21 protein-coding genes are annotated in these 20,734 nt (G+C 69.8%); 12 read left to right on the top strand and 9 right to left on the bottom strand.

Annotation, left to right across the window (positions count from 1 at the left end; genetic code table 11):
* Positions 1 to 262: 262 nt before the first annotated feature.
* Positions 263 to 1,387: a substrate-binding domain-containing protein gene (locus ASE28_RS03085; protein ID WP_057264603.1), complete on the bottom strand. Its 1,125-nt coding sequence runs from the start codon at positions 1,385 to 1,387 to the stop codon at positions 263 to 265.
* Between the two features lie 49 nt (positions 1,388 to 1,436).
* Here ASE28_RS03085 and ASE28_RS03080 point away from each other — a divergent pair, with 49 nt between their 5' ends.
* From ASE28_RS03080 to ASE28_RS03065, 4 genes are read left to right on the top strand one after another with little or no spacing between them, the layout of a single operon-like run.
* On the top strand, positions 1,437 to 2,174 hold the full coding sequence (locus ASE28_RS03080) for an ABC transporter permease (RefSeq protein WP_057201259.1): 738 nt from the start codon (positions 1,437 to 1,439) through the stop codon (positions 2,172 to 2,174).
* Between the two features lie 20 nt (positions 2,175 to 2,194).
* Entirely contained in the window at positions 2,195 to 2,932 is a 738-nt protein-coding gene (locus ASE28_RS03075; RefSeq protein WP_235516033.1) for a phosphate ABC transporter ATP-binding protein, read from the top strand.
* On the top strand, positions 2,929 to 3,765 hold the full coding sequence (locus tag ASE28_RS03070; protein WP_057264599.1) for an extracellular solute-binding protein: 837 nt from the start codon (positions 2,929 to 2,931) through the stop codon (positions 3,763 to 3,765). Before ASE28_RS03075 ends, ASE28_RS03070 begins: the two co-directional genes overlap by 4 nt.
* A gap of 15 nt (positions 3,766 to 3,780) precedes the next feature.
* Complete coding sequence (locus tag ASE28_RS03065; RefSeq protein WP_057264597.1) at positions 3,781 to 4,581, top strand: molybdate ABC transporter substrate-binding protein; 801 nt, start codon at positions 3,781 to 3,783, stop codon at positions 4,579 to 4,581.
* 7 nt (positions 4,582 to 4,588) lie between these two features.
* Here the strand turns inward: ASE28_RS03065 and ASE28_RS03060 are convergent, their stop codons facing one another.
* From ASE28_RS03060 to modA, 7 genes are all read right to left on the bottom strand, one after another.
* The gene (locus tag ASE28_RS03060; RefSeq protein WP_057264595.1) at positions 4,589 to 5,068 is read right to left on the bottom strand and encodes a DUF2269 domain-containing protein; all 480 of its coding nucleotides are present in this window, start codon (positions 5,066 to 5,068) and stop codon (positions 4,589 to 4,591) included.
* Positions 5,065 to 5,433, bottom strand: coding sequence for a DoxX-like family protein (locus ASE28_RS03055; RefSeq protein ID WP_057264593.1), 369 nt, complete (start codon positions 5,431 to 5,433; stop codon positions 5,065 to 5,067). The genes ASE28_RS03060 and ASE28_RS03055 overlap by 4 nt, the downstream gene beginning before the upstream one ends.
* A complete protein-coding gene (locus ASE28_RS03050) occupies positions 5,430 to 6,572 on the bottom strand; it encodes a saccharopine dehydrogenase NADP-binding domain-containing protein (protein ID WP_057264591.1) in 1,143 nt (380 codons plus the stop codon). The genes ASE28_RS03055 and ASE28_RS03050 overlap by 4 nt, the downstream gene beginning before the upstream one ends.
* Positions 6,569 to 8,272: an EAL domain-containing protein gene (locus tag ASE28_RS03045; RefSeq protein ID WP_057264589.1), complete on the bottom strand. Its 1,704-nt coding sequence runs from the start codon at positions 8,270 to 8,272 to the stop codon at positions 6,569 to 6,571. The genes ASE28_RS03050 and ASE28_RS03045 overlap by 4 nt, the downstream gene beginning before the upstream one ends.
* A gap of 92 nt (positions 8,273 to 8,364) precedes the next feature.
* A complete protein-coding gene (gene modC / locus ASE28_RS03040) occupies positions 8,365 to 9,456 on the bottom strand; it encodes a molybdenum ABC transporter ATP-binding protein (protein ID WP_057264587.1) in 1,092 nt (363 codons plus the stop codon).
* A complete protein-coding gene (gene modB, locus ASE28_RS03035; protein WP_057264585.1) occupies positions 9,456 to 10,136 on the bottom strand; it encodes a molybdate ABC transporter permease subunit in 681 nt (226 codons plus the stop codon). The genes modC and modB overlap by 1 nt, the downstream gene beginning before the upstream one ends.
* Positions 10,137 to 10,167: 31 nt before the next feature.
* Complete coding sequence (modA, locus tag ASE28_RS03030) at positions 10,168 to 10,944, bottom strand: molybdate ABC transporter substrate-binding protein (RefSeq protein ID WP_082607872.1); 777 nt, start codon at positions 10,942 to 10,944, stop codon at positions 10,168 to 10,170.
* A gap of 126 nt (positions 10,945 to 11,070) precedes the next feature.
* Between modA and ASE28_RS03025 the strand changes: the two genes are divergently transcribed.
* Both ASE28_RS03025 and ASE28_RS03020 read left to right on the top strand, forming a co-directional pair.
* Positions 11,071 to 11,703 carry a LysE family translocator gene (locus ASE28_RS03025; RefSeq protein ID WP_235516032.1) on the top strand — a complete coding sequence of 211 codons (633 nt, stop codon included), beginning with the start codon at positions 11,071 to 11,073 and terminating at the stop codon, positions 11,701 to 11,703.
* Between the two features lie 18 nt (positions 11,704 to 11,721).
* A complete protein-coding gene (locus tag ASE28_RS03020) occupies positions 11,722 to 12,498 on the top strand; it encodes a TOBE domain-containing protein (protein ID WP_057264583.1) in 777 nt (258 codons plus the stop codon).
* A gap of 11 nt (positions 12,499 to 12,509) precedes the next feature.
* Here the strand turns inward: ASE28_RS03020 and ASE28_RS03015 are convergent, their stop codons facing one another.
* Positions 12,510 to 13,661: a helix-turn-helix domain-containing protein gene (locus ASE28_RS03015; protein ID WP_057264582.1), complete on the bottom strand. Its 1,152-nt coding sequence runs from the start codon at positions 13,659 to 13,661 to the stop codon at positions 12,510 to 12,512.
* 238 nt (positions 13,662 to 13,899) lie between these two features.
* Here ASE28_RS03015 and ASE28_RS03010 point away from each other — a divergent pair, with 238 nt between their 5' ends.
* The 6 genes from ASE28_RS03010 to ASE28_RS02985 are packed head-to-tail and all read left to right on the top strand — an operon-like array spanning position 13,900 to position 20,528.
* The gene (locus ASE28_RS03010) at positions 13,900 to 14,370 is read left to right on the top strand and encodes a (2Fe-2S)-binding protein (protein WP_057264581.1); all 471 of its coding nucleotides are present in this window, start codon (positions 13,900 to 13,902) and stop codon (positions 14,368 to 14,370) included.
* Between the two features lie 33 nt (positions 14,371 to 14,403).
* Entirely contained in the window at positions 14,404 to 16,791 is a 2,388-nt protein-coding gene (locus ASE28_RS03005; protein WP_057264580.1) for a xanthine dehydrogenase family protein molybdopterin-binding subunit, read from the top strand.
* A gap of 11 nt (positions 16,792 to 16,802) precedes the next feature.
* A complete protein-coding gene (locus ASE28_RS03000; protein ID WP_057264579.1) occupies positions 16,803 to 17,594 on the top strand; it encodes a xanthine dehydrogenase family protein subunit M in 792 nt (263 codons plus the stop codon).
* A gap of 4 nt (positions 17,595 to 17,598) precedes the next feature.
* Entirely contained in the window at positions 17,599 to 18,588 is a 990-nt protein-coding gene (locus tag ASE28_RS02995) for a MoxR family ATPase (protein WP_057264578.1), read from the top strand.
* 1 nt (position 18,589) lies between these two features.
* Positions 18,590 to 19,807 carry a VWA domain-containing protein gene (locus tag ASE28_RS02990; RefSeq protein ID WP_057264577.1) on the top strand — a complete coding sequence of 406 codons (1,218 nt, stop codon included), beginning with the start codon at positions 18,590 to 18,592 and terminating at the stop codon, positions 19,805 to 19,807.
* A 37-nt stretch (positions 19,808 to 19,844) separates the two neighbouring features.
* Entirely contained in the window at positions 19,845 to 20,528 is a 684-nt protein-coding gene (locus ASE28_RS02985) for a CoxG family protein (protein WP_057201243.1), read from the top strand.
* The last annotated feature ends 206 nt before the right edge of the window (positions 20,529 to 20,734 follow it).

Raw genomic sequence — 20,734 nt, 5'->3', positions numbered from 1 at the left:
GGGAGCCTGACGGCAGTGTGACGGTGTTATCCCTTGGTGTAGACTCAATTGTTTGCTATTATAAAAGTAGCAATTAGGGTTTCTTCCTAGGCTCCAAAAGGCGCCAGACACCGACAAAAGGCGCCAAGGTGCAGTGGTACGGAGTGCGAAGGCTTAACAAGACCGCCGCATCCAGCATCGTCTGCCAGCGGGCGTTGCGGCGCAGTTGTACCGCGAGGCACTGCTGGTTTGTGTGACGGGGCCAGTCCAGGGCATTGCGCATTCAGAATGCCGGCGGCCTCTGGCTGCGCTTGGGCTGGGCAAACTGCCACCAGGGCAGCACGGCGCTCATGGACAGCACCTCGCCGCAGTGCATGGGTGCGTAGCCTGGCAGCGCCGCCATCTGCGCCTGCCAGGCAGGGGTCTGCAGCAGGTCGCGCAGCGCCTGGGTGGCCGGCTGCTCCAGTGTCGACTTCAGGCAGGCCAGGTGGTAGCGCTCCTGCACCAGGGGCACGAAGCCCAGCCCCCGGGCATGGGCCGCCAGTTCGATGCCCATGCCCACGTCGGCGGCGCCCGCCGCCACCGCCTGGGCCACGGCCGTGTGCGAAGGCTCGTGGCGCTCATAGCCTTGCAGGTCGCCAGGGCCCAGATCCGATTGCGCCAGCAGGTCGTCCAGCAGCACCCGGGTGCCGGTGCCCAGGGGCCGGTTCACGAAGCGCACGCCCTGGCGGGCCACGTCGGCCAATGTCTGCAGGCCCAGCGGGTTGCCCCGCGCGACGATCAGCCCCTGGGTGCGCTGCGCAAAGCCGATGATCTTGTGGCGCCCCGGCCGCAGCAGGGGCTTGTAGGTGCGCGCGGCCAGCGAATCGGCGGCGGGGGCCTCCCGGGTGTGGAAGCCGGCCATCGTACAGCGGCCTTCGTTGAGCGCCCGGATCGCGTCCACGCTGCCGGTGAAGCGGATGTCCAGGTGCAGCGCACCGGTCTCGCCCGGCGTGGCGGCGTAGGCGCGCAGCGCAGCGAGGGCATCGTCATGGCTGGCGTACATGGTGAGCACATGCGCCTGGTCGTCGAAGGCCACGGCGAAGGCGCGCTCCAGGTCGGCGTGCAGGGCGGCGATCTGCGGCGTCAGCCGGGCCTGGGCCTGGCGCTCGGCCCACAGCAACTTGGCGCCGAACTCGCTGAGCTGGGCGGATTGGCCCTTGCCCCAGATGATGAGTTCGCCCCCCAACTGTTCCTCCCAGCGCTTGAGGGCGCCCCAGACATGGCGGTACGACAGCTGCAGCGCGCGCGCCGCGCCTGAGATGGAGCCTTCCTCGGCCACTGCCTGCAGCAGTTCGGGCAGGGGGTTGCGGATCTGGGCGTCGCCCGCGTTGCGGCTGAGCGTGTAGTGAAGTTGGACCCTATGCACGGACGTTCATATCGCTGGAGATGGAGGAGGTCTCTACGATAGCCCAAGCATGTCCACCCTGACGCAAAGCGCCGCCACCGCCCTCGAACTCACCCTGTCGGCCGACCCGGCGCTGTGGACCATCGTCGGGCGTTCCCTGTCGGTCAGCGCCACGGCCTGTGCGCTGGCGTGCGCCGCGGGCCTGGTGCTCGGGGCCTGGCTGGGCGTGGCCCGTTTCGCGGGCCGGGGCGCGGTGCTGGCGGTGCTCAACACCCTGCTGGCCGTGCCCTCGGTGGTGGTGGGGCTGGTGGTGTACCTGCTGCTGTCGCGCAGCGGCCCGCTCGGTGCCCTGGGTTGGCTGTTCAGCTTCAAGGCCATGGTGCTGGCCCAGGCCATCCTGGTGTTGCCGGTGGTCACCGCGCTCACGCGCCAGGTGGTGGAAGACGCCGAACGGGCCCATGGCGAGCAGCTGCGCTCGCTGGGCGCCGGCACGTTGCTGCGCAGCCTGCTGCTGGCCTGGGACGAGCGCTATGCGCTGCTCACCGTGCTCATCGCCTCGTTCGGCCGTGCCATCTCCGAGGTCGGCGCAGTGATGATCGTGGGCGGCAACATCGATGGCTTCACCCGGGTCATGACCACGGCCATCGCGCTGGAGACCAGCAAGGGCGACCTGCCCCTGGCGCTGGCGCTGGGCCTGGTGCTGCTGGGCGTGGTGCTGGCGCTCAACGTGCTGATCGCACTGCTGCGCCGCTGGCGCGAACGCGTGGACGGCGGCACGTCCGACGCCCTGGTGGGGGTGGCGGCATGAGGCATCCGGCGCCCCTTCCCATGGCCGTGCCTGTGACTGTGCCGGTAGCCTCCCCGGTGATCGACCTGCACGGCGTGGCCGTGCGCTATGGGCGCGTGCAGGCGCTGGCCGACATCGACCTGCGCATTGCCCCCGGTGAGCGCGTGGCCCTGGTGGGTGCCAACGGCAGCGGCAAGAGCACCCTGCTGCGCGTGCTGCACGGCCTGGTGGCACCCAGTGCCGGCCAGGTACAGCGTGGTGCCAGGCAGCGCCAGGCCATGCTGTTCCAGCGCCCGCACATGCTGCGCACCAGCGCCCGGAACAACGTGGCGCTGGCCCTGTGGCTGCGCGGCACGCGCTGGCGCGATGCGCGGGCCCAGGCGCTGGCGGCACTGCGGCGCGTGGGGCTCGAATCCATAGCACAGCAGAACGCGCGCACCCTCTCGGGCGGGCAGCAGCAGCGGGTGGCGCTGGCGCGGGCCTGGGCCCTGCAGCCCGGCGTGCTGCTGCTCGACGAGCCCACCGCCAGCCTGGACCCGCATGCCAAGCGCGAGGTCGAGGGCCTGATGGCCGACCTCGCAGCCAGCCCTGCAGATGGCAGCGCGCAGGCCGTGACCATGGTCTTCAGCAGCCACAACCTGGGCCAGGTCAAGCGGCTGGCCAGCCGCGTGGTCTACCTGGAGCAGGGCCGCATCGTGGCCGACCTGCCGGTGCACGAGTTTTTCAACGGCCCCCTGCCGGAGGCCGCGCGTTTGTTCGTCAAAGGAGAAATCGGATGAGACACCACTACAAGACCCCACGCAGCCGCCTGTCGTTCGCGCCCCATGTGGTCGCACTGGCCATCGTCTTCGCGCACGGCGCGGCGTTGGCGCAGGCCACCATCACCATGGCGTCCACCACCTCCACCGAGCAGTCGGGCCTGTTCGGCTACCTGCTGCCCGAGTTCAAGAAGGCCAGCGGCATCGACATCAAGGTGGTGGCCCTGGGCACCGGCCAGGCGCTGGACATGGCGCGCCGCGGCGACGCCGACGTGCTCTTCGTGCACGACCAGGTGGCCGAGGAGAAGTTCGTGGCCGATGGCTGGGGCGTCAAGCGCTACCCGGTGATGTACAACGACTTTGTCCTCGTGGGCCCCAAGGCCGACCCGGCCGGCACGCAGGGCAAGGACATCGTCGAGGCCCTGAAGAAGCTGGCCACCGGAAACGTCGCCTTCATCTCGCGCGGCGACAAGAGCGGCACGCACGCCGCCGAGCTGCGCTACTGGAAGCTCGCGGGCGCCGACGCCGCCAAGGGCAGCGGCTACAAGGAATGCGGCTGTGGCATGGGCCCGGCGCTGAACATCGCCGCCTCCAGCGGCGCCTACGTGCTGGCCGACCGGGGCACCTGGCTCAACTTCAAGAACCGCGCCGACATGGTGGTGCTGGTGGAGGGCGACACCCGCCTGTTCAACCAGTACGGCGTGATGGTGGTCAACCCGGCCAAGCACCCGCAGGTCAAGGTGCAGGACGCACAGAAGTTCGTGGACTGGGTGGTCTCGCCCGGCGGGCAGGCCAGCATCGCCGGCTACAAGATCGGCGGCGAACAGCTGTTCTTCCCGAACGCCGGCAAGTAGGGGTGGGCCCGCGCCATGCACCGGTGGATGCCCACGGCCCTGGTGGCAGGGGCCATGCTGGCCATGGCGGGCTGCGCTAGCCCGCCCGTGGCGCTGCAGGTCTATGCCGCGGGCAGCCTGCGCGAGGTGTTCACCGAGGTGGGCGCCGCGCACCAGGCGCGCACCGGCCAGCCGGTGGAACTGAGCTTCGGCGCCTCGGGCCTGCTGCGCGAGCGCATCGAGCACGGCGCGCCGGCCCAGGTGTTCGCTTCGGCCGATACGCAGCACCCGGCGCGCCTGGCGGCCCGGGGCGGCTGGCAGGCGCCGGTGGTGTTTGTGCGCAACGGCCTGTGCGCGTTGGCCGGCGAGCAGGTGCAGGTGGCTTCCACCACGCTGCTGGCGACCCTGCTGCGGCCCGACATCCGCGTGGGCACCTCCACGCCGCTCGCGGACCCGTCGGGCGACTATGCCTGGGAGCTGTTCCGGCGTGCCGAGGCGGTGCAGCCGGGGGCCTTCGCGGTGCTGGACGCCAAGGCATTGCAGCTCACGGGCGGTGCCCACTCGCCCAAGCCCCCCGCCGGGCGCGGCACCTATGCCTGGATCATGGACCAGGGGCAGGCCGATGTCTTTCTGACCTACTGCACCAACGCCATTGCCAGCCAGCGCGAACTGCCGCGCCTGCAGGTGGTGCAGGTGCCTCCCGAACTGCAGGTGGGCGCGGCCTACGGCGTGTCGGTGCGTGCGGACGCACCGCCCGCCGCCCATGCATTCGTGCAGACCCTGCGCTCGGAACCGGCCCAGGCGGTGTTCAGGCGAATGGGCTTTGCAGCGCCCTGAAGGGTGCTCAAAAATCCAAGGAAGGCTTGGCCACCATGAGGTAGAACACCACGGCCATGGCCACGAAGGCCGGGTAGCCCAGCGCCTCCCACCAGCGCGCATAGCGCCAGTAGGTGGCGGGAAGGGCGTCGCTGCCGGCGTCAAGCGCCTGCTGGGCCAGGGCGCGCATGCGCAACTGCAGCCACACCACGGGCAGCCAGCACAGGCCTGCCAGGGCGAAGAGCGCCAGCGACACGGCGAGCCAGGGCGTGGACAGCGGCAGCCCTGCCAGGTGCGCCATGGCCAGCCCCGTGGCAGGCTGAATGAACACCGTGGGCGTGGTGAACCACCAGTCCGCCCGCACCACCAGCCGCGCCACCACGGCCTGGGCCTGCAGGTTGCCGCTGCGGTTGGCAAAGAACATGTAGTAGGCCGAACCCAGGCCCGTGCCCACCAGCAGCACGCTGGAGAAGATGTGGATCCATTTCAGGGTGAGGTACAGGCTCATGGCTTGGCGTCGCGCAGCAGCACGATCAGGATGGCCGCGATCGGCAGGTTCTTGGTCAGCGGGCCGAAGGGGTGCAGCCACCAGGCCGGCTCGATGGCGGTGGCCAGCAGCGTCATCGCCACCATCAGCAGCAGCGCCACGGCATACGCGGCGCGGCCGGGCCACAAGGCGATCCACAGGCCCACCACGGCATCGGCGGCGGCGCCGGCCAGCACCAGGGCGGTGATGAGTTCGGGGCTGCTGAAGGGCAGGGTGGCCAGCAATTGCCGGCTCTGGCCGTCGAGCTCCCAGACGCTGACGACTGCGGTGGCAAGCCAGACGAAGACCAGGCTGTAGCGCAGCAGGCGGCGTTGTGCGTCGCTCACGGGGTGGTGGCCTCTTCCACCACATCCGTCAGCATGCCCCACTTCGCGAACTCGGGGGCGAAGGCATCCAGGGGCAGCAGGCTGGTGCTGGTGTGCGCACCAATGGGCAGGATGGGTGGAACGGCCTCGCCGCGCGCGAGCTGGCGCGCCAGCAGGATGGCGGCCATGCACGGGATCTCGGGGCCATGGTCGTTGTCGGCGGCAATGTGCCAGGCACGGTGCCGCAGCGCGCCCTCTGCATCGGCGCCGGCCACGCGCACCACCATGCCGCCCAGCGGCGTTCCCAAAAAGTCGAACACCCCGCCGGTGTGGTGCATGAGTCCGGCCAGGCGCTCGGGGCGGCGCAGCACGCCCCAGGCGCGCAGTGCGGCGATGGCGGCAAAGGCGCGCTGGGCCAGGCCCACTTCGAGCGCGGCGCGAAAGCTCACGCGCTGCGTGACCCGGTAGTGGGCGGGCAGCAGCTCCAGGTCGGGGATGTCGCACATCGCCGCCAGGCGGGGGCGCAGGCGCTGGAACTGCACCGGGGTGGGCGCCGCCCAGCCGAGCCGGTTCTGCCAGCGGCCTTGCTCCCACACGGCAATGGCTTCGCCGCAGTAGCTGAGGACGGCCGCCAGCGTGGCCTGGCCGCGCGGTGCGCGCTGGGCCGGGGCGATGCAGGTGTCGATGCTGTCGATGCGCTGCCAGCCGGCGCACAGGTGGTCCACCACGGCCGACGACAGCGCCGGCACCGTGCTGGCCCCGCAGACCGCCGTGCGCCCCGCCGCCGTGAACCGGGCATGCAGCGCCGCAGGGAAGTCGCAGACGAAGCGGCGTCCGTCGGCCAGGTCGATGTAGTGGGCGCCCGCTTCGGCGGCCGCCTCGGCCACCGAATAGCCCTGCGCCTGGAACGGCCCTGCCGTGTGGACCACCAGGCCCACGCCGTGCGCGCGCAATGCCTCAACCAGGCCGGGTGCGGTGTGGTCCAGCGCGACGCCCCGGGCACTCGGGCCCAGCGTGGCGGCCAGGGCCTGGGCACGGGCGGCGCTGCGGCCGGCCACCAGCAGGTGGATGCTGCTGTCGCCTGCCAGTGCCCGGCAGATGCGTGCGCCGAAGTTGCCGTAGCCCCCCAGGACCAGCACGGTCAACGGTGTTGCGCTCATCGGCCGGACCCCTGCGTCTGCATCCACTGGGCGGGCGCTGCAGGGGCACCGCCCGCGCCCGGCACACCGGCTGTGGTGCCCAGCTGTGCCCGCAGTGCGGCCAGGCGCTGGGGCCATTGGGTCTGGTTCCAGCCGGGCACGTCGGCGGCCGGCATGGGCTTGCAAAAGACATAGCCCTGGATGGTGGCAAGCCCGCAGGCCGCCAGGGTCTGCAGCTCGGCCGGGGTTTCGACCCCTTCCACCACCACCGACAGGCCGAACTCGCTGGCCAGCGCCCCCACATGCCGCAGCATCGACTGGCGCCGCGGGTCCTGGGTCAGCTGGCGCACGAAGAGGCGGTCGCACTTGATGCCGGCGATCGGCAGGTCGGCCAGCATGCCCAGCGAGGAATAGCCCGCGCCGAAGTCGTCCATCAGCACGCCCACGCCGATGGCCTGCAGGTGGCGGATGGATTCGAGCATGCGCGGGCCGCTGGCGATCAGCGCGTGCTCGGTCAGCTCCAGCTTGAGGCAACTGCCGGGCAGGGCATGGCGCGAGAGCTCGGCCTGCAGCCAGGGCGCAAAGCCTTCTTCGAGCAGGGTGGCCGGCGCCACGTTCACGCTGAACTTCGCGCCTGCCATGCCTTCGCCACGCCAACGGCAGGCCGAGGCCATGGCGTTGACCAGGATCAGCCGGTCTACCAGGGGGGTCTTGCCCTGCAGTTCGCAGACCAGCAGGAAGGCTTCGGGGTGGATGGTCCCGAGCAGCTCGCTTCGCACACGTAGCAGCGCCTCGAACTGCACCTCGCCGCGGTCCAGGTCGACAATGGGCTGGAAGTGCAGGGCCAGTTGATCGGGCTGCAGCAGCATCGGCAACTGGTCCGCGATCAGGGACAGCTGAATGTCTCCCTCGGGTGGGTGCACTTCGTAGCTCGACGTGCGCATCAAGGACAGGCCGCGGCGCAGCAACTGCTGGCGCGCCTGGTCGAAGCGCATGTTGCTCAACTGCTCGGTGGCGATGGCCATGCCGAACAGCAGCACGATCACCAGCAGAGCCACCCCGTCTGTGGGGGCGGCGCTGTCGGGCCATTCCAGGGGAAAGGTGTTCACCAGCAGCCAGTGCAGCACCAGGATGGCGGCGCCGGCCAGCAGCTTGTCGTGCCATTGCTGGGGAATGTAGATGCGCGTCAGGGCCTTCATCTTGGCCGCGCGGTGGCGTATCGAGGTGTACGCGGTGATGCCTATGGCCGTGGCCAGGGCCAGCACGATGGCCAGACCGTTCACCCGCGCGTAGCTCGATACATAGCCTTCGGAGATGGTGAAGTGCGCGGCCAGCATGCCCAGCGACAGCCCGGCCCCGGCCAGCAGGATGCGCGCCTTGCGGGTGCTGGTGCTCAGTGTGGGAACGGTCAGCCGCGCGCTCAGTGCCATGATGACCAGGCCCGTGAGCGCCGGCACCAGGCCCAGCGTATGGCCAGCCAACTCGGCATACATGAGCATGCCCACCACGTCCAGCGCCCAGACCACGCAGCCGATGCACAGGGCGGCCTGCGATCCGCTGATGCGCCGGCTCGACGGGTCGATGGCAAAGGCCGTGTGCTCCACGAGCCGCTGGCACACATGCACCACCAGCGACGCGAAGATCCAGAACAGCAGGCTGTGCAGCAGCGGCGGAAAGCCCACCGCGAACATCTGCGCGGTGTCGTGCCCGATTGAAAACATTCTGTCCCTTCCCCCCAAATCGTGTGCAGTCATCATACGACCTGCCGATGGCGAGGCCTGCGGGATTGTCCGTGACGAAAGGCCCTCGGAGATCAGTTCACGATGGCAACGCCCTTGACCTGGGCGTACACGCGTTGGCCCGGCTCCAGCGCCAGGGCCACAGCCGAGCGCTGGGTCACCCGCGCCAGCAGCCGCGTGGGGCCGGCATCGAGCGCCACCATGCACTGCCCGGGGCTGTCTTCGCTGACCTGCACCACCGTGGCGGGCAGGATGTTGAGGATGCTGGTGTCCACCTGCTCGGCCAGGGTCAGGCTCACATCGCGCGCCTGGATGCGCAGGCGCACCGGCTCGCCTGCCGGCCGGGCCGTGGCGCTGGCCAGCAGCAGTTGGCCGCCGGCGAACTGCACGGTGGTGATATGGTCAGCCGCGTCGTGGCGCAGCACCGTGCCCTCGACCACCGAGGCGGCTGCATCGCCATGCGCCAGTGGCAGGTCCAGCCGCACCAGCATGTCTTCGGTGCGTCCACTGGCCAGCACCCGCCCGTCCTGCATCAGCACCATGTGCGCAGCCAGGCGCGCCACCTCGTCGATGGCGTGGCTCACGTACAGCACGGGTATGTCCAGCGCCTGGTGCAGACGCTCCAGGTAGGGCAGCACCTCGGCCTTGCGCTCCCCGTCCAGTGCGGCCAGGGGCTCGTCCATCAGCAGCACGCGCGGCCCGGTGGCCAGGGATCGGGCCATGGCCACGCGCTGCCGCTCGCCGCCCGAGAGCGCGTGCGGCCGGCGGTCCATCAGGTGGGCGATGCCCAGCAGGTCCACCGCCTGGTCCAGCGCCACGGTGGGCCGCTCCCGGGGCGTGCGTTTGCGGCCATAGTCGATGTTGCCGCGCACGCTCAGGTGTTCGAACAGGCTGGCCTCCTGGAACACATAGCCCAGCGCACGCTGGTGCGTGGGCCGCCAGATGCGCTGGCCGTCGTCCTGCCAGACCTCGCCGTTGACCACCACCCGGCCCGGCTCGGCGCGCGCCAGCCCCGCGATGGCGCGCAGGCAGGTGGTCTTGCCGCAGCCCGAGGGGCCGAACAGTGCGGTGACGCCGCGCCCGGGCAACTGCAGGTCCACGTCCAGCGTGAAGCCGCCGGGGCGGGCGAGCACCAGGCGTGCGGCAATCTGGTCGACTGCGGCCATCAGGACACCATGGACGCGCGGCGGCGCGTGAGGTTCAGCCCCAGCAGCACCACGAAGGAGAACAGCACCATGCCACCCGCCAGCCAGTGCGCCTGCGTGTATTCAAGCGCTTCCACATGGTCATAGATCTGCACCGAGACCACGCGGGTCACCCCCGGGATGTTGCCGCCCAGCATAAGCACCACGCCGAACTCGCCCACCGTGTGCGCAAAGCTCAGGATGGCGGCGGTGATGAAGCCCGGGCGCGCCAGCGGAAATGCCACGGTGAAAAAGCGGTCCAGCGGCCCCGCGCCCAGCGTGGCCGCCGCTTCGAGCGGCCGGCTGCCGATGGCCTCGAACGCCGCCTGCAGCGGCTGCACCGCAAAAGGCAACGAATAGATCAGCGAGCCCATCACCAGCCCCCAGAAGGTGAAGGGCAGGGTGCCAATGCCCAGCCACTGCGTGAACTGCCCGACGGGCCCGTTGGGCCCCATGGTCACCAGCAGGTAAAAACCGATCACCGTGGGCGGCAGCACCAGCGGCAGCGCCACCACGGCCGACACCGGCCCGCGCCAGCGCGAGGGCGTGTGCGCCAGCCACCAGGCCAGCGGCGTGCACAGCACCAGCAGCAGCGCCATGGTGGTGCCCGCCAGCCGAAGCGTGAGGCCGATGGCCGCAAGATCGGCGCTGGAAAAGGGCATGGACAGGGGAGAGGGCTCGTGCAGAAACTATTTAGAAACTATATCCGTAAGATTTGATGATGGCTTTCGCCTTGTCAGTCTTCAGATATTGCATCAGCGCCGTGGCCGCTGCATTGCCCTTGCCGGTTTCCAGCAGTGCCGCATCCTGGCGGATCGGCTCGTGCATGTCGGCCGGCACCTGCCAGGCCGATCCCTTCGCGATCTTGCCGTCCACCATCACCTGCGACAGGGCCACAAAGCCCAGCTGCGCATTGCCCGTGGCCACGAACTGGTAGGTCTGCGCTATGTTCTCACCCTGCACGAAGCGCGGCTGCAGCGTGGCCGCGAGGCCGAGCGTGTCCATCACCTGCGTGGCGGCCAGGCCGTAGGGGGCCAGCTTGGGGTTGGCAATGGCCAGGTGCTTGAAGTCGCCGTTCTTGAGCACCGCGCCCCTGTCGTCCACGTAGCCCTCCTTGGCGCTCCACAGCACCAGCGTGCCAATGGCGTAGGTGAAGCGCGAGTTGGCCACCACCTTGCCCTCGCGTTCGAGCTTGGCAGGCGTGGTGTCGTCGGCCGACAGCAATATCTGGAACGGCGCGCCGTTGGTGATCTGCGCATAGAACTTGCCCGTGGCGCCGAACGACAGCTCGGCCTTGTGGCCTGTGTCGGCCTCGAACGCGGCGGCGATCTTCTGCATGGGCGCCGTGAAGTTGGCGGCCACGGCCACCGACACCTGCTCGGCATGGGCCGCAGTGGCGCCAGCGAAGGCCAGGCCGATGGCGCTGAGAAGGGTGAGAAGGGTGAGAAGGCGGGCGTTGGGCATCTGCATGGCGGTAGGGCGCGCAAGCGCTATTCAGTGATGGAATAGCGAAAGTATAGAAGCACCGCCACGGCGGCGTGCGAGCGCAGGCCTGGATGCCACTGCACCCGGTCGGGTTGGTTCTACACTGTGGCCATGATGTTCCCCACCGAAATCCTCGCCGCCTACCTTGCCGCCGTGATCATCGTGGTCTTCGCGCCGGGGCCGGACAACATCCTGGCCATCAGCCGCGGCCTGAGCCAGGGGCGCCTGGCGGCCGTGCTGTCCTCCATCGGCGCAGGCCTGGGCATCATGGTGCACACGGTGGCCGCCACGCTGGGGCTCACGCTCATCGTGCAGGCCTCGCCGCTGGCCTTCTGGGCGGTCAAGATCGCGGGCGCCGCCTACCTGCTGTACCTGGGGTACAAGGCCCTCACGTCGGGCAACCTGATCTCGTTCACGCCGGCGGCGCGCCAGCCGCTGGCCAAGGTGTTCGGCGTGGGTTTGTTCTCCAACGTGCTCAACCCCAAGCCGGGGCTGTTCGTGCTGGCCTTCATCCCCCAGTTCGTCGATGCATCGCGCGGCCCGGTGGCCACGCAGATGCTGGTGTACGGCGCCATCTTCGCGGTGCTCACGGCCGTCATCTTCTCGGTGCTGGGCAGTTGTGCGGCGCAGCTGTCGGGCTGGCTTGCGCAGCGCCCGCGTTCCACGAAATGGCTCAACACCGGCGCCGGCGTGACCTTCATCGCTTCGGGCATCTCGGTGCTGGCACTGGGCAACCGGCGCTAGGCACCGCATCGTCGCCCGATGCCCGGCACCTCCTCTGTTTCGTTCGCCGGCGCGCTCAGCCATGACATGGCCGACAAGCGCATCGCCATCCTGCGCGAGATCGGCGCGGGCGGCTCCATCTCGCAGGCTGCGCGCGCCGTGGGCGTGAGCTACAAGGCCGCCTGGCAGGCACTCGACACCCTGACCAACCTGGCGGGCACGCCCCTGGTGGACCGCGCCGTGGGCGGCGCCGGCGGCGGCGGCGCGCAATTGACCGATGCCGGCCACCAGTTGCTGGCCGCCGCCGATGCCATGGCCGAGGCGCGCAGCGCCGTGCTGGCCCGCTGGGAGGGCCAAGCAGGCCCTGCGGCAGCGCGCCTGGCGGTGCGCACCAGCATGCGCAACCAGTGGCCCTGCGCCGTCCAGCGGCTTGAAATGCTCGGCCAGATCGTGCGCGTGCACCTGGGCCGCGTGGGGGATGCCGATGCCTTCCTCAGCGCCCGCATCACCCGCGAGAGTGCCGAACTGCTGGGCCTGGCGCCTGGCCTGGTGGTGCAGGCGCTGTGCAAGGCCACGGCGGTGCGGGTGGAGCGCGCCGCTGCGGCGCAGCCCCGCCCCGAACCCGGGATCTGCCGCCTGCCCGCCAAGGCCGTGCGCGTGGTGCGCGGTGACACCGGTGACGAGGTGTCCGCCGAGCTCGCAGGGGGCATCCAGATGGTGGGTTTTGCCGCGCCCGACAGCGGCCTGCGCGCCGGCAGCCGCGTGCTGCTGGTGGTGCAGGACAACGCCGTGGTGATCGCGCTCGCGCAGGGCTGAGCGGAGCCTCTTCAGTGCCCCCTGGGCGTGCCCAGCTTGCGGTAGACGGTTGCCCGGCTGATACCCAGCGCGCGCGCCGCTTCGGCCACATTGCCGCGGGCGTCCTGCACGGCCTGGCGTATCAGCGCGGTTTCGGCTTCGCGCAGCGGTGCGCTGGCCGCAGCGTGCCCAGGCGCCGGTGCCAGCAATGGTGCCAGGCTGCTGCCCTGGCCGGCAGGCCGGGCGGGCAGGGCCAACCCCTGCAGACGCAGGCCTGACCACAAGGGCATGTCCATCGGCACGGGGCCGCTGCGCGATTGCAGCGCGGCGTCGAACAGCAGCGGCCAGGGCAGCGCCAGCAAATCCCCTGCATGGGGCCGGGTGCCCGGCGCGCGCAGCGGTTGCGGCACCAACTGGCGTGCCGTGCGGTTGGTGCCCACCACGTAGCCATCGGCGTCCAGCAGCATCAGCCCGTCGCCCTCGCCGCCCAGCGTGCTGCCGGGCCAGTTCAGGCGCAGCAGCAGGGCGTGGGGCAACTGCAGCAGCAGCGCGTCTTCGATGGCGCGTGCGGACCGGGTCACCAGGTGGCGCAGCTCCGGCCGCTCGGGCACGTCCACGCCCGTCAGGTCGAGCATGCCGATGCACTGGCCCTGCGGGTCGAACAGCGGTGCACCGGCGCAGCTGTAGCTGGTGTTGTCGTTGAAGAAGTGCTCACCCCGGTGCAGCCACACGGGCTGCAGTTCGGCCAGGGCAGCACCGATGGCGGTGGTGCCCACGGCCGCCTCCGACAGGTCGATGCCCACGCGGCCGATGGCGCGCACGCGCGCATCGTGGCGGTCGAGTGCGCCCTGCACATCCACCACCACGCCGCGCGTGTCGGTGAGGATCGCGAAGTAGTGCATGCCGGCAATCGCGCGGGTCAGGTGGGCCAGCACGGGGCGGGCGGCCTGCAGCAGGTGGCGATGCTGTTCGGCCAGGTTGCGCAGCATGGCCGCGCTCACCAGGTCGAAGGCCACGCGCTGGCCGGGCGCGCGCCCCAGCGCCAGGCAGCGCAGCCAGGAGCGCACGATCCAGGGCTCGATGCCCAGGGCGGCCGGCACCTGCCCCTGGCTGAGCAGGGCGGTGCGCGCCTGCGCAATCAGGGCCTGGCGCTCGGCGGGCGGGGGCAGGGCGGCGGACAGCATGGCGACTCCCGGGTGTGGCTGGCTGGTGGACGGCTGGCTTGGCGGGCCTTGGCGGTGCGGTCGCGGCACCGGCAGGCAATCCGCATGATGCGCGGGTGTGCACTGCAACATGTTTCATTTTGAGAATATCCGCCGCAGCGCGCCATGAATCTAGGGTTGACCCTAGGAATCGGGCCCCGCGCCCAGCCCAAGATGCGGCTTGCAGATCCAGCCAACACCCTCCCGAGGAGACAGCCAGATGCAAGTCCAGTTCACCGTCAACGGCCGCGCGGCCAGCGTTGACGTTCCCCCCAACACCCTGCTGGTCCACGCGCTGCGAGAGCACCTGCTGCTCACCGGCACGCACGTGGGCTGCGACACCAGCCAGTGCGGCGCGTGCACCGTGCACGTCAACGGCCGGGCCGTCAAATCCTGCGCCATGCTGGCCGTGCAGGCCCAGGGTGCCGACGTGCAGACCATCGAGGGGCTGGCCGCGCCCGACGGCACCATGCACCCCATGCAGGCGGCCTTCAAGGAGTGCCATGGCCTGCAATGCGGCTTCTGCACGCCGGGCATGGTGATGAGTGCGGTGGACCTGTGCAAGAACCATCCCCAGGCCAGCGAGGGCGAGATCCGCGAGCTGCTGGAGGGCAACATCTGCCGCTGCACCGGCTACCAGAACATCGTGCGCGCGGTGCAGCATGGCCAAAAAGCCATGGCCTCCGCCTGAGTCACGTCCCTCATTCCACCAGGAGACAAGACCATGGGTGCATCCGACTTTTCCAAGCTTCCCCACATCGGTGAATCGCTTCGCCGCAAGGAAGACTACCGCTTTCTGACCGGTGCCGGCCAGTACACCGACGATGTGGTGCTGGCCGCGCAGAGCCATGCCGTGTTCCTGCGTTCACCGCATGCCCACGCTCGCATCAATAGCATCAACATCGACGCCGCCAAGGCCGCGCCCGGTGTGCTGGGTGTGTTCGTCGGCACCGACGTGGCGGCCGACAACATCAACGGCCTGCCCTGCGGCTGGCTCATCACCAGCACCGATGGCCAGCCCATGAAGGAGCCGCCGCACCCCATCCTGGCGCAGGGCAAGGTGCGCTACGTGGGCGACCAAGTGGCCATGATCGTGGCCCTCACGCAGCAGCAGGCGCGCGACGCGGCCGAACTGGTGGAGGTGGATTACGACGTGTTGCCCGCCGTGGTCAGCGTGGCCGATGCTGCTGCCGGCAAGGTGGCCGGTGCGGGCCTGCACGATGCCGCGGCCGACAACCACTGCTACAAATGGGCCATCGGCGACAAGGGCGCGGTGGACTCGGTGTTCGCCAGTGCCGCGCACGTGACGCAGCTCGACCTGGTGAACAACCGCCTGATCCCCAACGCGATGGAGCCGCGCACGGCCATCGGTTCGTACAGCCGCGCCAACGACGAGTACACGCTGTACGTCAGCAACCAGAACCCGCACGTGGAACGGCTGTTGATGACGGCCTTCGTGATGGGCTTGCCCGAGCACAAGGTGCGCGTGATCGCACCCGACGTGGGCGGCGGCTTCGGCTCCAAGATCTTTTTGTACGCCGAGGACGTGTGCCTGACCTGGGCCGCCAAGAAGCTCAACCGCAACATCAAGTGGGTGGCCGACCGCAGCGAGTCCTTCCTCACGGACGCGCATGGCCGCGACCATGTGAGCCATGCCGAGATGGCCATGGACAAGGACGGCAAGTTCCTGGCCATGCGCGTGCACACCGATGCCAACATGGGTGCCTACCTGTCGACCTTTGCCAGCGCCGTGCCCACCATCCTGTACGCCACGCTGCTGGCCGGGCAGTACACCACGCCGCAGGTCTACGTGGAGGTGGACGCCTGGTTCACCAACACCTCGCCGGTCGACGCCTACCGCGGGGCGGGCCGGCCCGAGGCCACCTACCTGCTCGAGCGCCTGGTCACCCGCTGCGCGTGGGAGCTGCGCCTGTCGCAGGATGAGATCCGCAAGCGCAACTTCATCACCACCTTCCCCTACCAGACGCCGGTGGCGCTGCAGTACGACGTGGGCGACTACCACGCCTGCATGAACCAGGCGCAGGAGCTGGCCGACGTGGCCGGCTTCGAGGCGCGCAAGAGCGCCAGCGCCGCCAAGGGCCTGCTGCGCGGCGTGGGCTACAGCAGCTACATCGAGGCCTGCGGCATCGCGCCGTCGAACATCGCCGGGGCCCTGGGCGCACGCGCCGGCCTGTTCGAGTGCGGCGAGGTGCGCGTGCACCCCACGGGCAGCGTGACGGTGTTCACCGGCTCGCACAGCCATGGCCAGGGGCACGAGACCACCTTCGCGCAGGTGGTGGCCGCGCGCCTGGGCATCCCGGTGGAGAACGTGGACATCGTGCACGGCGACACCGGCCGCGTGCCCTTCGGCATGGGCACCTACGGCTCGCGCTCCATCAGCGTGGGCGGGGCGGCCATCATGAAGGCGCTGGACAAGATCGAGGCCAAGGCCAAGAAGATCGCCGCCCACCTGATGGAGGCCAGCGATGCCGACATCGACTTCAGCGGCGGCGAGTTCACCGTGCGCGGCACGGACAAGAAGATCCCCTTCGGCCAGGTGGCGCTCACGGCCTACGTGCCGCACAACTACCCGCTCGACAAGCTCGAGCCGGGGCTCAACGAAACCGCCTTCTACGACCCCACCAACTTCACCTTCCCGGCCGGCACCTACATCTGCGAGGTGGAGGTGGACCCCATGACCGGCTCCACCCGGGTGGACCGCTTCACGGCGGTGGACGACTTCGGCACCATCATCAACCCCATGATCGTCGAGGGCCAGGTGCATGGCGGGCTGGTGCAGGGCATCGGCCAGGCGCTGATGGAGAACTGCGTGTACGACCGCGAGACGGGCCAGTTGCTCACCGGCAGCTTCATGGACTACGCCATGCCGCGCGCCGACGACTTCCCTGAGTTCAAACTCGGCCATGTCTGCACGCCCTGCACGCACAACCCGCTCGGTACCAAAGGCTGCGGCGAGGCCGGCGCCATCGGCTCGCCGCCGGCGGTGATCAACGCCTTGCTCGACGCCCTGCGCCCGCTGGGCGTGAAGGATTTCGACATGCCGGCCTCTCCTCACCGCGTGTGGGATGCCATTCAATCCGCCAAGGCCTGAGGAGAAGCACCATGTACGCATTCACCTACGAAACCCCGGCCAGCGTGGCCGATGCGGCGCGCCTGGCGGCTGCGGGCGGCAAGCCCATCGCGGGCGGCCAGAGCCTGCTGCCCTCCATGCGGCTGCGCCTGGCCAATCCGGGCCAGATCATCGATCTGAATGGCATTCCTGAACTGGCGGGCATCCGCCGCGAAGGCAATGCCCTGGTGATCGGCGCAATGGCGCGGCACATGGACGTGGCCGGCAGCGCCGAGGTCAAGGCGGCCATCCCCGCGCTGGCCGACCTGGCCGCACACATCGGCGACCGCCAGGTGCGCGCCCGCGGCACGCTGGGCGGCTCGGTGGCCAACAACGACCCTGCGGCCTGCTACCCCAGCGCTGTGCTGGGCCTGGGCGCCACCGTCATCACCGACCAGCGCGAGATCGCGGCGGACGACTTCTTCGTGGGCATGTACACCACGGCGCTGCAGGAGGGCGAACTGATCACCGCGATCCGCTTCCCCGTCCCGAAACGCGCGGCCTACCTCAAGTTCAAGCAGGCGGCTTCGCGCTTCTCGCTGGTAGGCGTGTTCGTCGCGCAGACCGATGCCGGCGTGCGCGTGGCCGTCACCGGTGCCGCGAGCAGCGTGTTCCGCCAGCAGGCACTGGAGGCCGCGCTGAACAAGGACTTCTCGGTGGCCTCGGCCGCCGGGGTGAAGGTGGACGCCAGCGACCTGAACACCGACATTCACGCCAGCGCCATCTACCGTGCCAACCTGATCAGCGTGCAGACGCAGCGGGCCGTGGCGCAGATGCTGGGCTGACGCCTTGCCACCAGAACTGGCCTCCATCGACGACCTGGTGCAGGCCCTGCAGCGCGTGGGCTATTTCGCCGACCGGCGCCTGGCGACCGCCGTGTTCCTGGCCCTCAGGCTGCAGCGCCCGCTGCTGCTCGAAGGCGAGCCCGGCGTGGGCAAGACGGCGCTGGCCAAGGCGTTGTCCGAAGTGCTGGCGCGCAGCCTGATCCGTTTGCAGTGCTACGACGGCCTGGAGCAGCGCGAGGCGCTGTACGAGTGGAACTATGCAGCGCAGCTACTCCACATGCGCGCAGCAGAACTCGTGCACCATGCCCCCACGCTCGGCACTGGCGTGTCCTCGCTGCCCCCCGAGGGGGCGCTCGCGCCTTCGGGCGGCCGTGCAGCGCTCGGCGGTGCCAGGGACATCGAAGCCGAGGTCTACCAGGAGCGCTACCTGATCCGCCGCCCGCTGCTGCAGGCGCTGCAGGCCCCCGCACCCGGCGCCGTGCTGCTGATCGACGAGGTGGACCGGGCTGACGAGCCCTTCGAGGCCTTTCTGCTCGAATACCTGGGTGAGTACCAGGTCAGCATTCCCGAGATCGGCACGGTGCGCGCCACGGCCACCCCGGTGACCCTGCTCACCAGCAACCGCACGCGCGACCTGCACGATGCCGTCAAGCGCCGCTGCCTGTACCACTGGCTCGACTATCCCGAGCGCGAGCGCGAGCTGGCCATCGTGCGCGCCCAGGTGCCCAGTGCCAGCGAAGCCCTGGCCGCGCAGGTGGCCGACTTCGTGCACCGGCTGCGCAGCCAGCCGTTTGCCAATGCCTTCCAGCGCGCGCCCGGCATCGCAGAGAGCGTGGAGTGGGCCAAGGCGCTGGTGGCGCTCGACACCCTGGTGGTGGACCCCGAGATCGTCTCCGACACCGCCGGCATTCTGTTCAAGCAGCGCGAGGACGTGGCGGCGCTTACGAAGGACATGGCGGCAGAGTTGCTGAAGCCGGTGGAAGAAGCGGGCTGACATGAATGCCGCACCCTCCGCCGCCACGGCATCCCAGCTCGGCGATGCGCGCACCGGCAAGCTGGCCGACAACCTCACGGGCTTTGGCCGCACCCTGCGCCGTGCCGGTGTGCGCGTGGATGCTGCGCGCATGGCGCTGGCCCAGCAGGCGGTGATGCTGGTCGGCATGCCGCGCCAGGACTTCGCGGCCGCGCTGGAGACCGTGCTTGTCAGCCGCGAGCAGGATCGGCTGGTGTTCCGCGAACTGTTCGATGCCTACTTCAAGAACCCCAACGTGGCGCAGAAGCTGCTGGCCCAGATGCTGCCCAGCGCCGAATCGAAAGCCGAGCCTGTGAAACGCCGCCCGCGCGTGAGCGAGGCGCTGGCGCCTGTGCGCGCCGCACGCAACGCCCCGCCGCGCGAGGAGGACAAGGTCGATTTCGACGCCGCGATGACCGCCAGCGACATGCAGCGCCTGCGCCAGGCCGATTTCAACCAGCTTTCGGCCAGCGAGTACCGGCTGGTGGCGCAGCTCGCGCGCGAGATTCCGCTGCCACTGCCCGATTTTGCCGCGCGCCGCACCCGGCCCGGAGCGCGCGGCACCCGACCGCACTGGCCTGGCGCCATGCACCAGGCGGCGCGCACGGGCGGTGAATTCCTGCGGGTGCCGCTGCTGCAGCGCTGCCGCCAGCCCCTGCCGCTGCTGGTGCTGGTGGACGTGTCTGGTTCCATGGAGCGCTATGCACGGCTGCTGCTGGCCTTTTTGCACGCCGCCACGGCGCCGCGCCGCGCGGGCGCGTTGCGGCGCGACGTGTTCGCCTTCGGCACCGGCCTCACGGACCTGACCCCGGCCTTTCGCCTCGCGGACACCGATGCCATGCTGGAGACTGCCAGCCATGCCATCGACGATTTTGCCGGCGGCACCCGCATGGGCGAGAGCCTGCGCACCCTGCGGCTGCGCCATGCGCGCCGGCTGGTGGGCCGGCGCACGCTGGTGCTGCTGATCACCGACGGCCTGGACACGGGCGCGCCCCAACTGCTGGGGCAGGAGCTCGCCTGGCTGCGCCGCCACTGCGCGCGCCTGCTGTGGCTCAACCCACTGCTGCGTTTTGAGGGCTATGTGCCAGCGGCGCGCGGCGCATCGGTGCTGCACCGAGAGGCGCACGGCATGCTGGCCGTGCACAACCTGAGCCGCCTGCAGGACCTGGCCGGCAGTCTGGCGGCCGTACTGCGGCAATGACGGCCCCGACCTGACCGAATCACCGAGGAAGATCACCATGGAAATGCAAGCCAGCCGCCCCCTTGCCGCCAGCCAGAGCCAGGCCTGGGAGGCGCTCAACGACCCCGAGGTGCTCAAGCTGTGCATTCCCGGCTGCGAAAAGATCGAGCCCACGGGCGAGAACCAGTACAGCGTGGCCATGGCCCTCAAGATCGGGCCGGTGTCGGCCAAGTTCGCGGGCAAGATCACGCTGTCCGACATCGTGCCGCCCGAAAGCTACACCATCGCCTTCGATGGCTCGGGCGGCGTGGCCGGCTTTGGCAAGGGCAATGCCCAGGTGCGGCTGGAGGCGCTGCCGCCCGAAGGCGGCGAGGAGCGCTGCACGCTGCACTACACCGTGCATGCCACCGTGGGCGGCAAGATCGCCCAACTGGGCCAGCGCCTGATCGACGGCGCCGCCAAGGGCATGGCTGAGGATTTCTTCAAGCGCTTCGACAACGAGATGCAGCGCCGCCACCCGCCCGCCCAGGGGGAGAGCGATGCCGATCCCCCCGACACCGTGCCGGCCGAGATCCCCACCCAGCCGGGCGAAGATGCCGGGCCGCCGAGCGGCTTTGTGCCGAGCCAGCGCGCCGGCCTGCAGGCCGCCGGCGGGGCAGACGCTCCCAGCGGCGGCGTTCCCGTCTGGGTCTGGGTGGCGGGTGCCGCGGCACTGGTGGCACTGGCCTGGTGGCTGAACTAAGAAGGTATGAACGAACCCGCCATGCCCGCTCATCCCGCCAAAACACGCGCGCTCGTCGTTGCAAATGCTCGCCATAGCCCGAGCTATGGCTGTGCTTTGCGCCTAGATCGCACGCGTTGTGGCAGCCTGCTCGGACACGCCGGATTCATTCACACCTTCTGAGCTTTCCCTCTGGCGCACGGAACCGCCGGGCCTTGGGCACAATC

Source organism: Acidovorax sp. Root219 (assembly GCF_001428665.1).
Classification (GTDB): Bacteria; Pseudomonadota; Gammaproteobacteria; order Burkholderiales; family Burkholderiaceae_C; genus Acidovorax.
The sequence above is the reverse complement of the archived record's forward strand: the minus strand, read 5'-3'. Positions and strand labels throughout refer to the sequence as shown.

Coding starts and splice junctions, on each gene's coding strand:
- ASE28_RS03080 (WP_057201259.1), top strand. CDS start 1,437: ATGTCCACCCTGACGCAAAGCGCCGCCACCGCCCTCGAACTCACCCTG.
- ASE28_RS03075 (WP_235516033.1), top strand. CDS start 2,195: ATGGCCGTGCCTGTGACTGTGCCGGTAGCCTCCCCGGTGATCGACCTG.
- ASE28_RS03070 (WP_057264599.1), top strand. CDS start 2,929: ATGAGACACCACTACAAGACCCCACGCAGCCGCCTGTCGTTCGCGCCC.
- ASE28_RS03065 (WP_057264597.1), top strand. CDS start 3,781: ATGCACCGGTGGATGCCCACGGCCCTGGTGGCAGGGGCCATGCTGGCC.
- ASE28_RS03060 (WP_057264595.1), bottom strand. CDS start 5,068: ATGAGCCTGTACCTCACCCTGAAATGGATCCACATCTTCTCCAGCGTG.
- ASE28_RS03050 (WP_057264591.1), bottom strand. CDS start 6,572: ATGAGCGCAACACCGTTGACCGTGCTGGTCCTGGGGGGCTACGGCAAC.
- ASE28_RS03045 (WP_057264589.1), bottom strand. CDS start 8,272: ATGTTTTCAATCGGGCACGACACCGCGCAGATGTTCGCGGTGGGCTTT.
- modC (WP_057264587.1), bottom strand. CDS start 9,456: ATGGCCGCAGTCGACCAGATTGCCGCACGCCTGGTGCTCGCCCGCCCC.
- modB (WP_057264585.1), bottom strand. CDS start 10,136: ATGCCCTTTTCCAGCGCCGATCTTGCGGCCATCGGCCTCACGCTTCGG.
- modA (WP_082607872.1), bottom strand. CDS start 10,944: ATGCAGATGCCCAACGCCCGCCTTCTCACCCTTCTCACCCTTCTCAGC.
- ASE28_RS03025 (WP_235516032.1), top strand. CDS start 11,071: ATGATGTTCCCCACCGAAATCCTCGCCGCCTACCTTGCCGCCGTGATC.
- ASE28_RS03020 (WP_057264583.1), top strand. CDS start 11,722: ATGCCCGGCACCTCCTCTGTTTCGTTCGCCGGCGCGCTCAGCCATGAC.
- ASE28_RS03015 (WP_057264582.1), bottom strand. CDS start 13,661: ATGCTGTCCGCCGCCCTGCCCCCGCCCGCCGAGCGCCAGGCCCTGATT.
- ASE28_RS03010 (WP_057264581.1), top strand. CDS start 13,900: ATGCAAGTCCAGTTCACCGTCAACGGCCGCGCGGCCAGCGTTGACGTT.
- ASE28_RS03005 (WP_057264580.1), top strand. CDS start 14,404: ATGGGTGCATCCGACTTTTCCAAGCTTCCCCACATCGGTGAATCGCTT.
- ASE28_RS03000 (WP_057264579.1), top strand. CDS start 16,803: ATGTACGCATTCACCTACGAAACCCCGGCCAGCGTGGCCGATGCGGCG.
- ASE28_RS02990 (WP_057264577.1), top strand. CDS start 18,590: ATGAATGCCGCACCCTCCGCCGCCACGGCATCCCAGCTCGGCGATGCG.
- ASE28_RS02985 (WP_057201243.1), top strand. CDS start 19,845: ATGGAAATGCAAGCCAGCCGCCCCCTTGCCGCCAGCCAGAGCCAGGCC.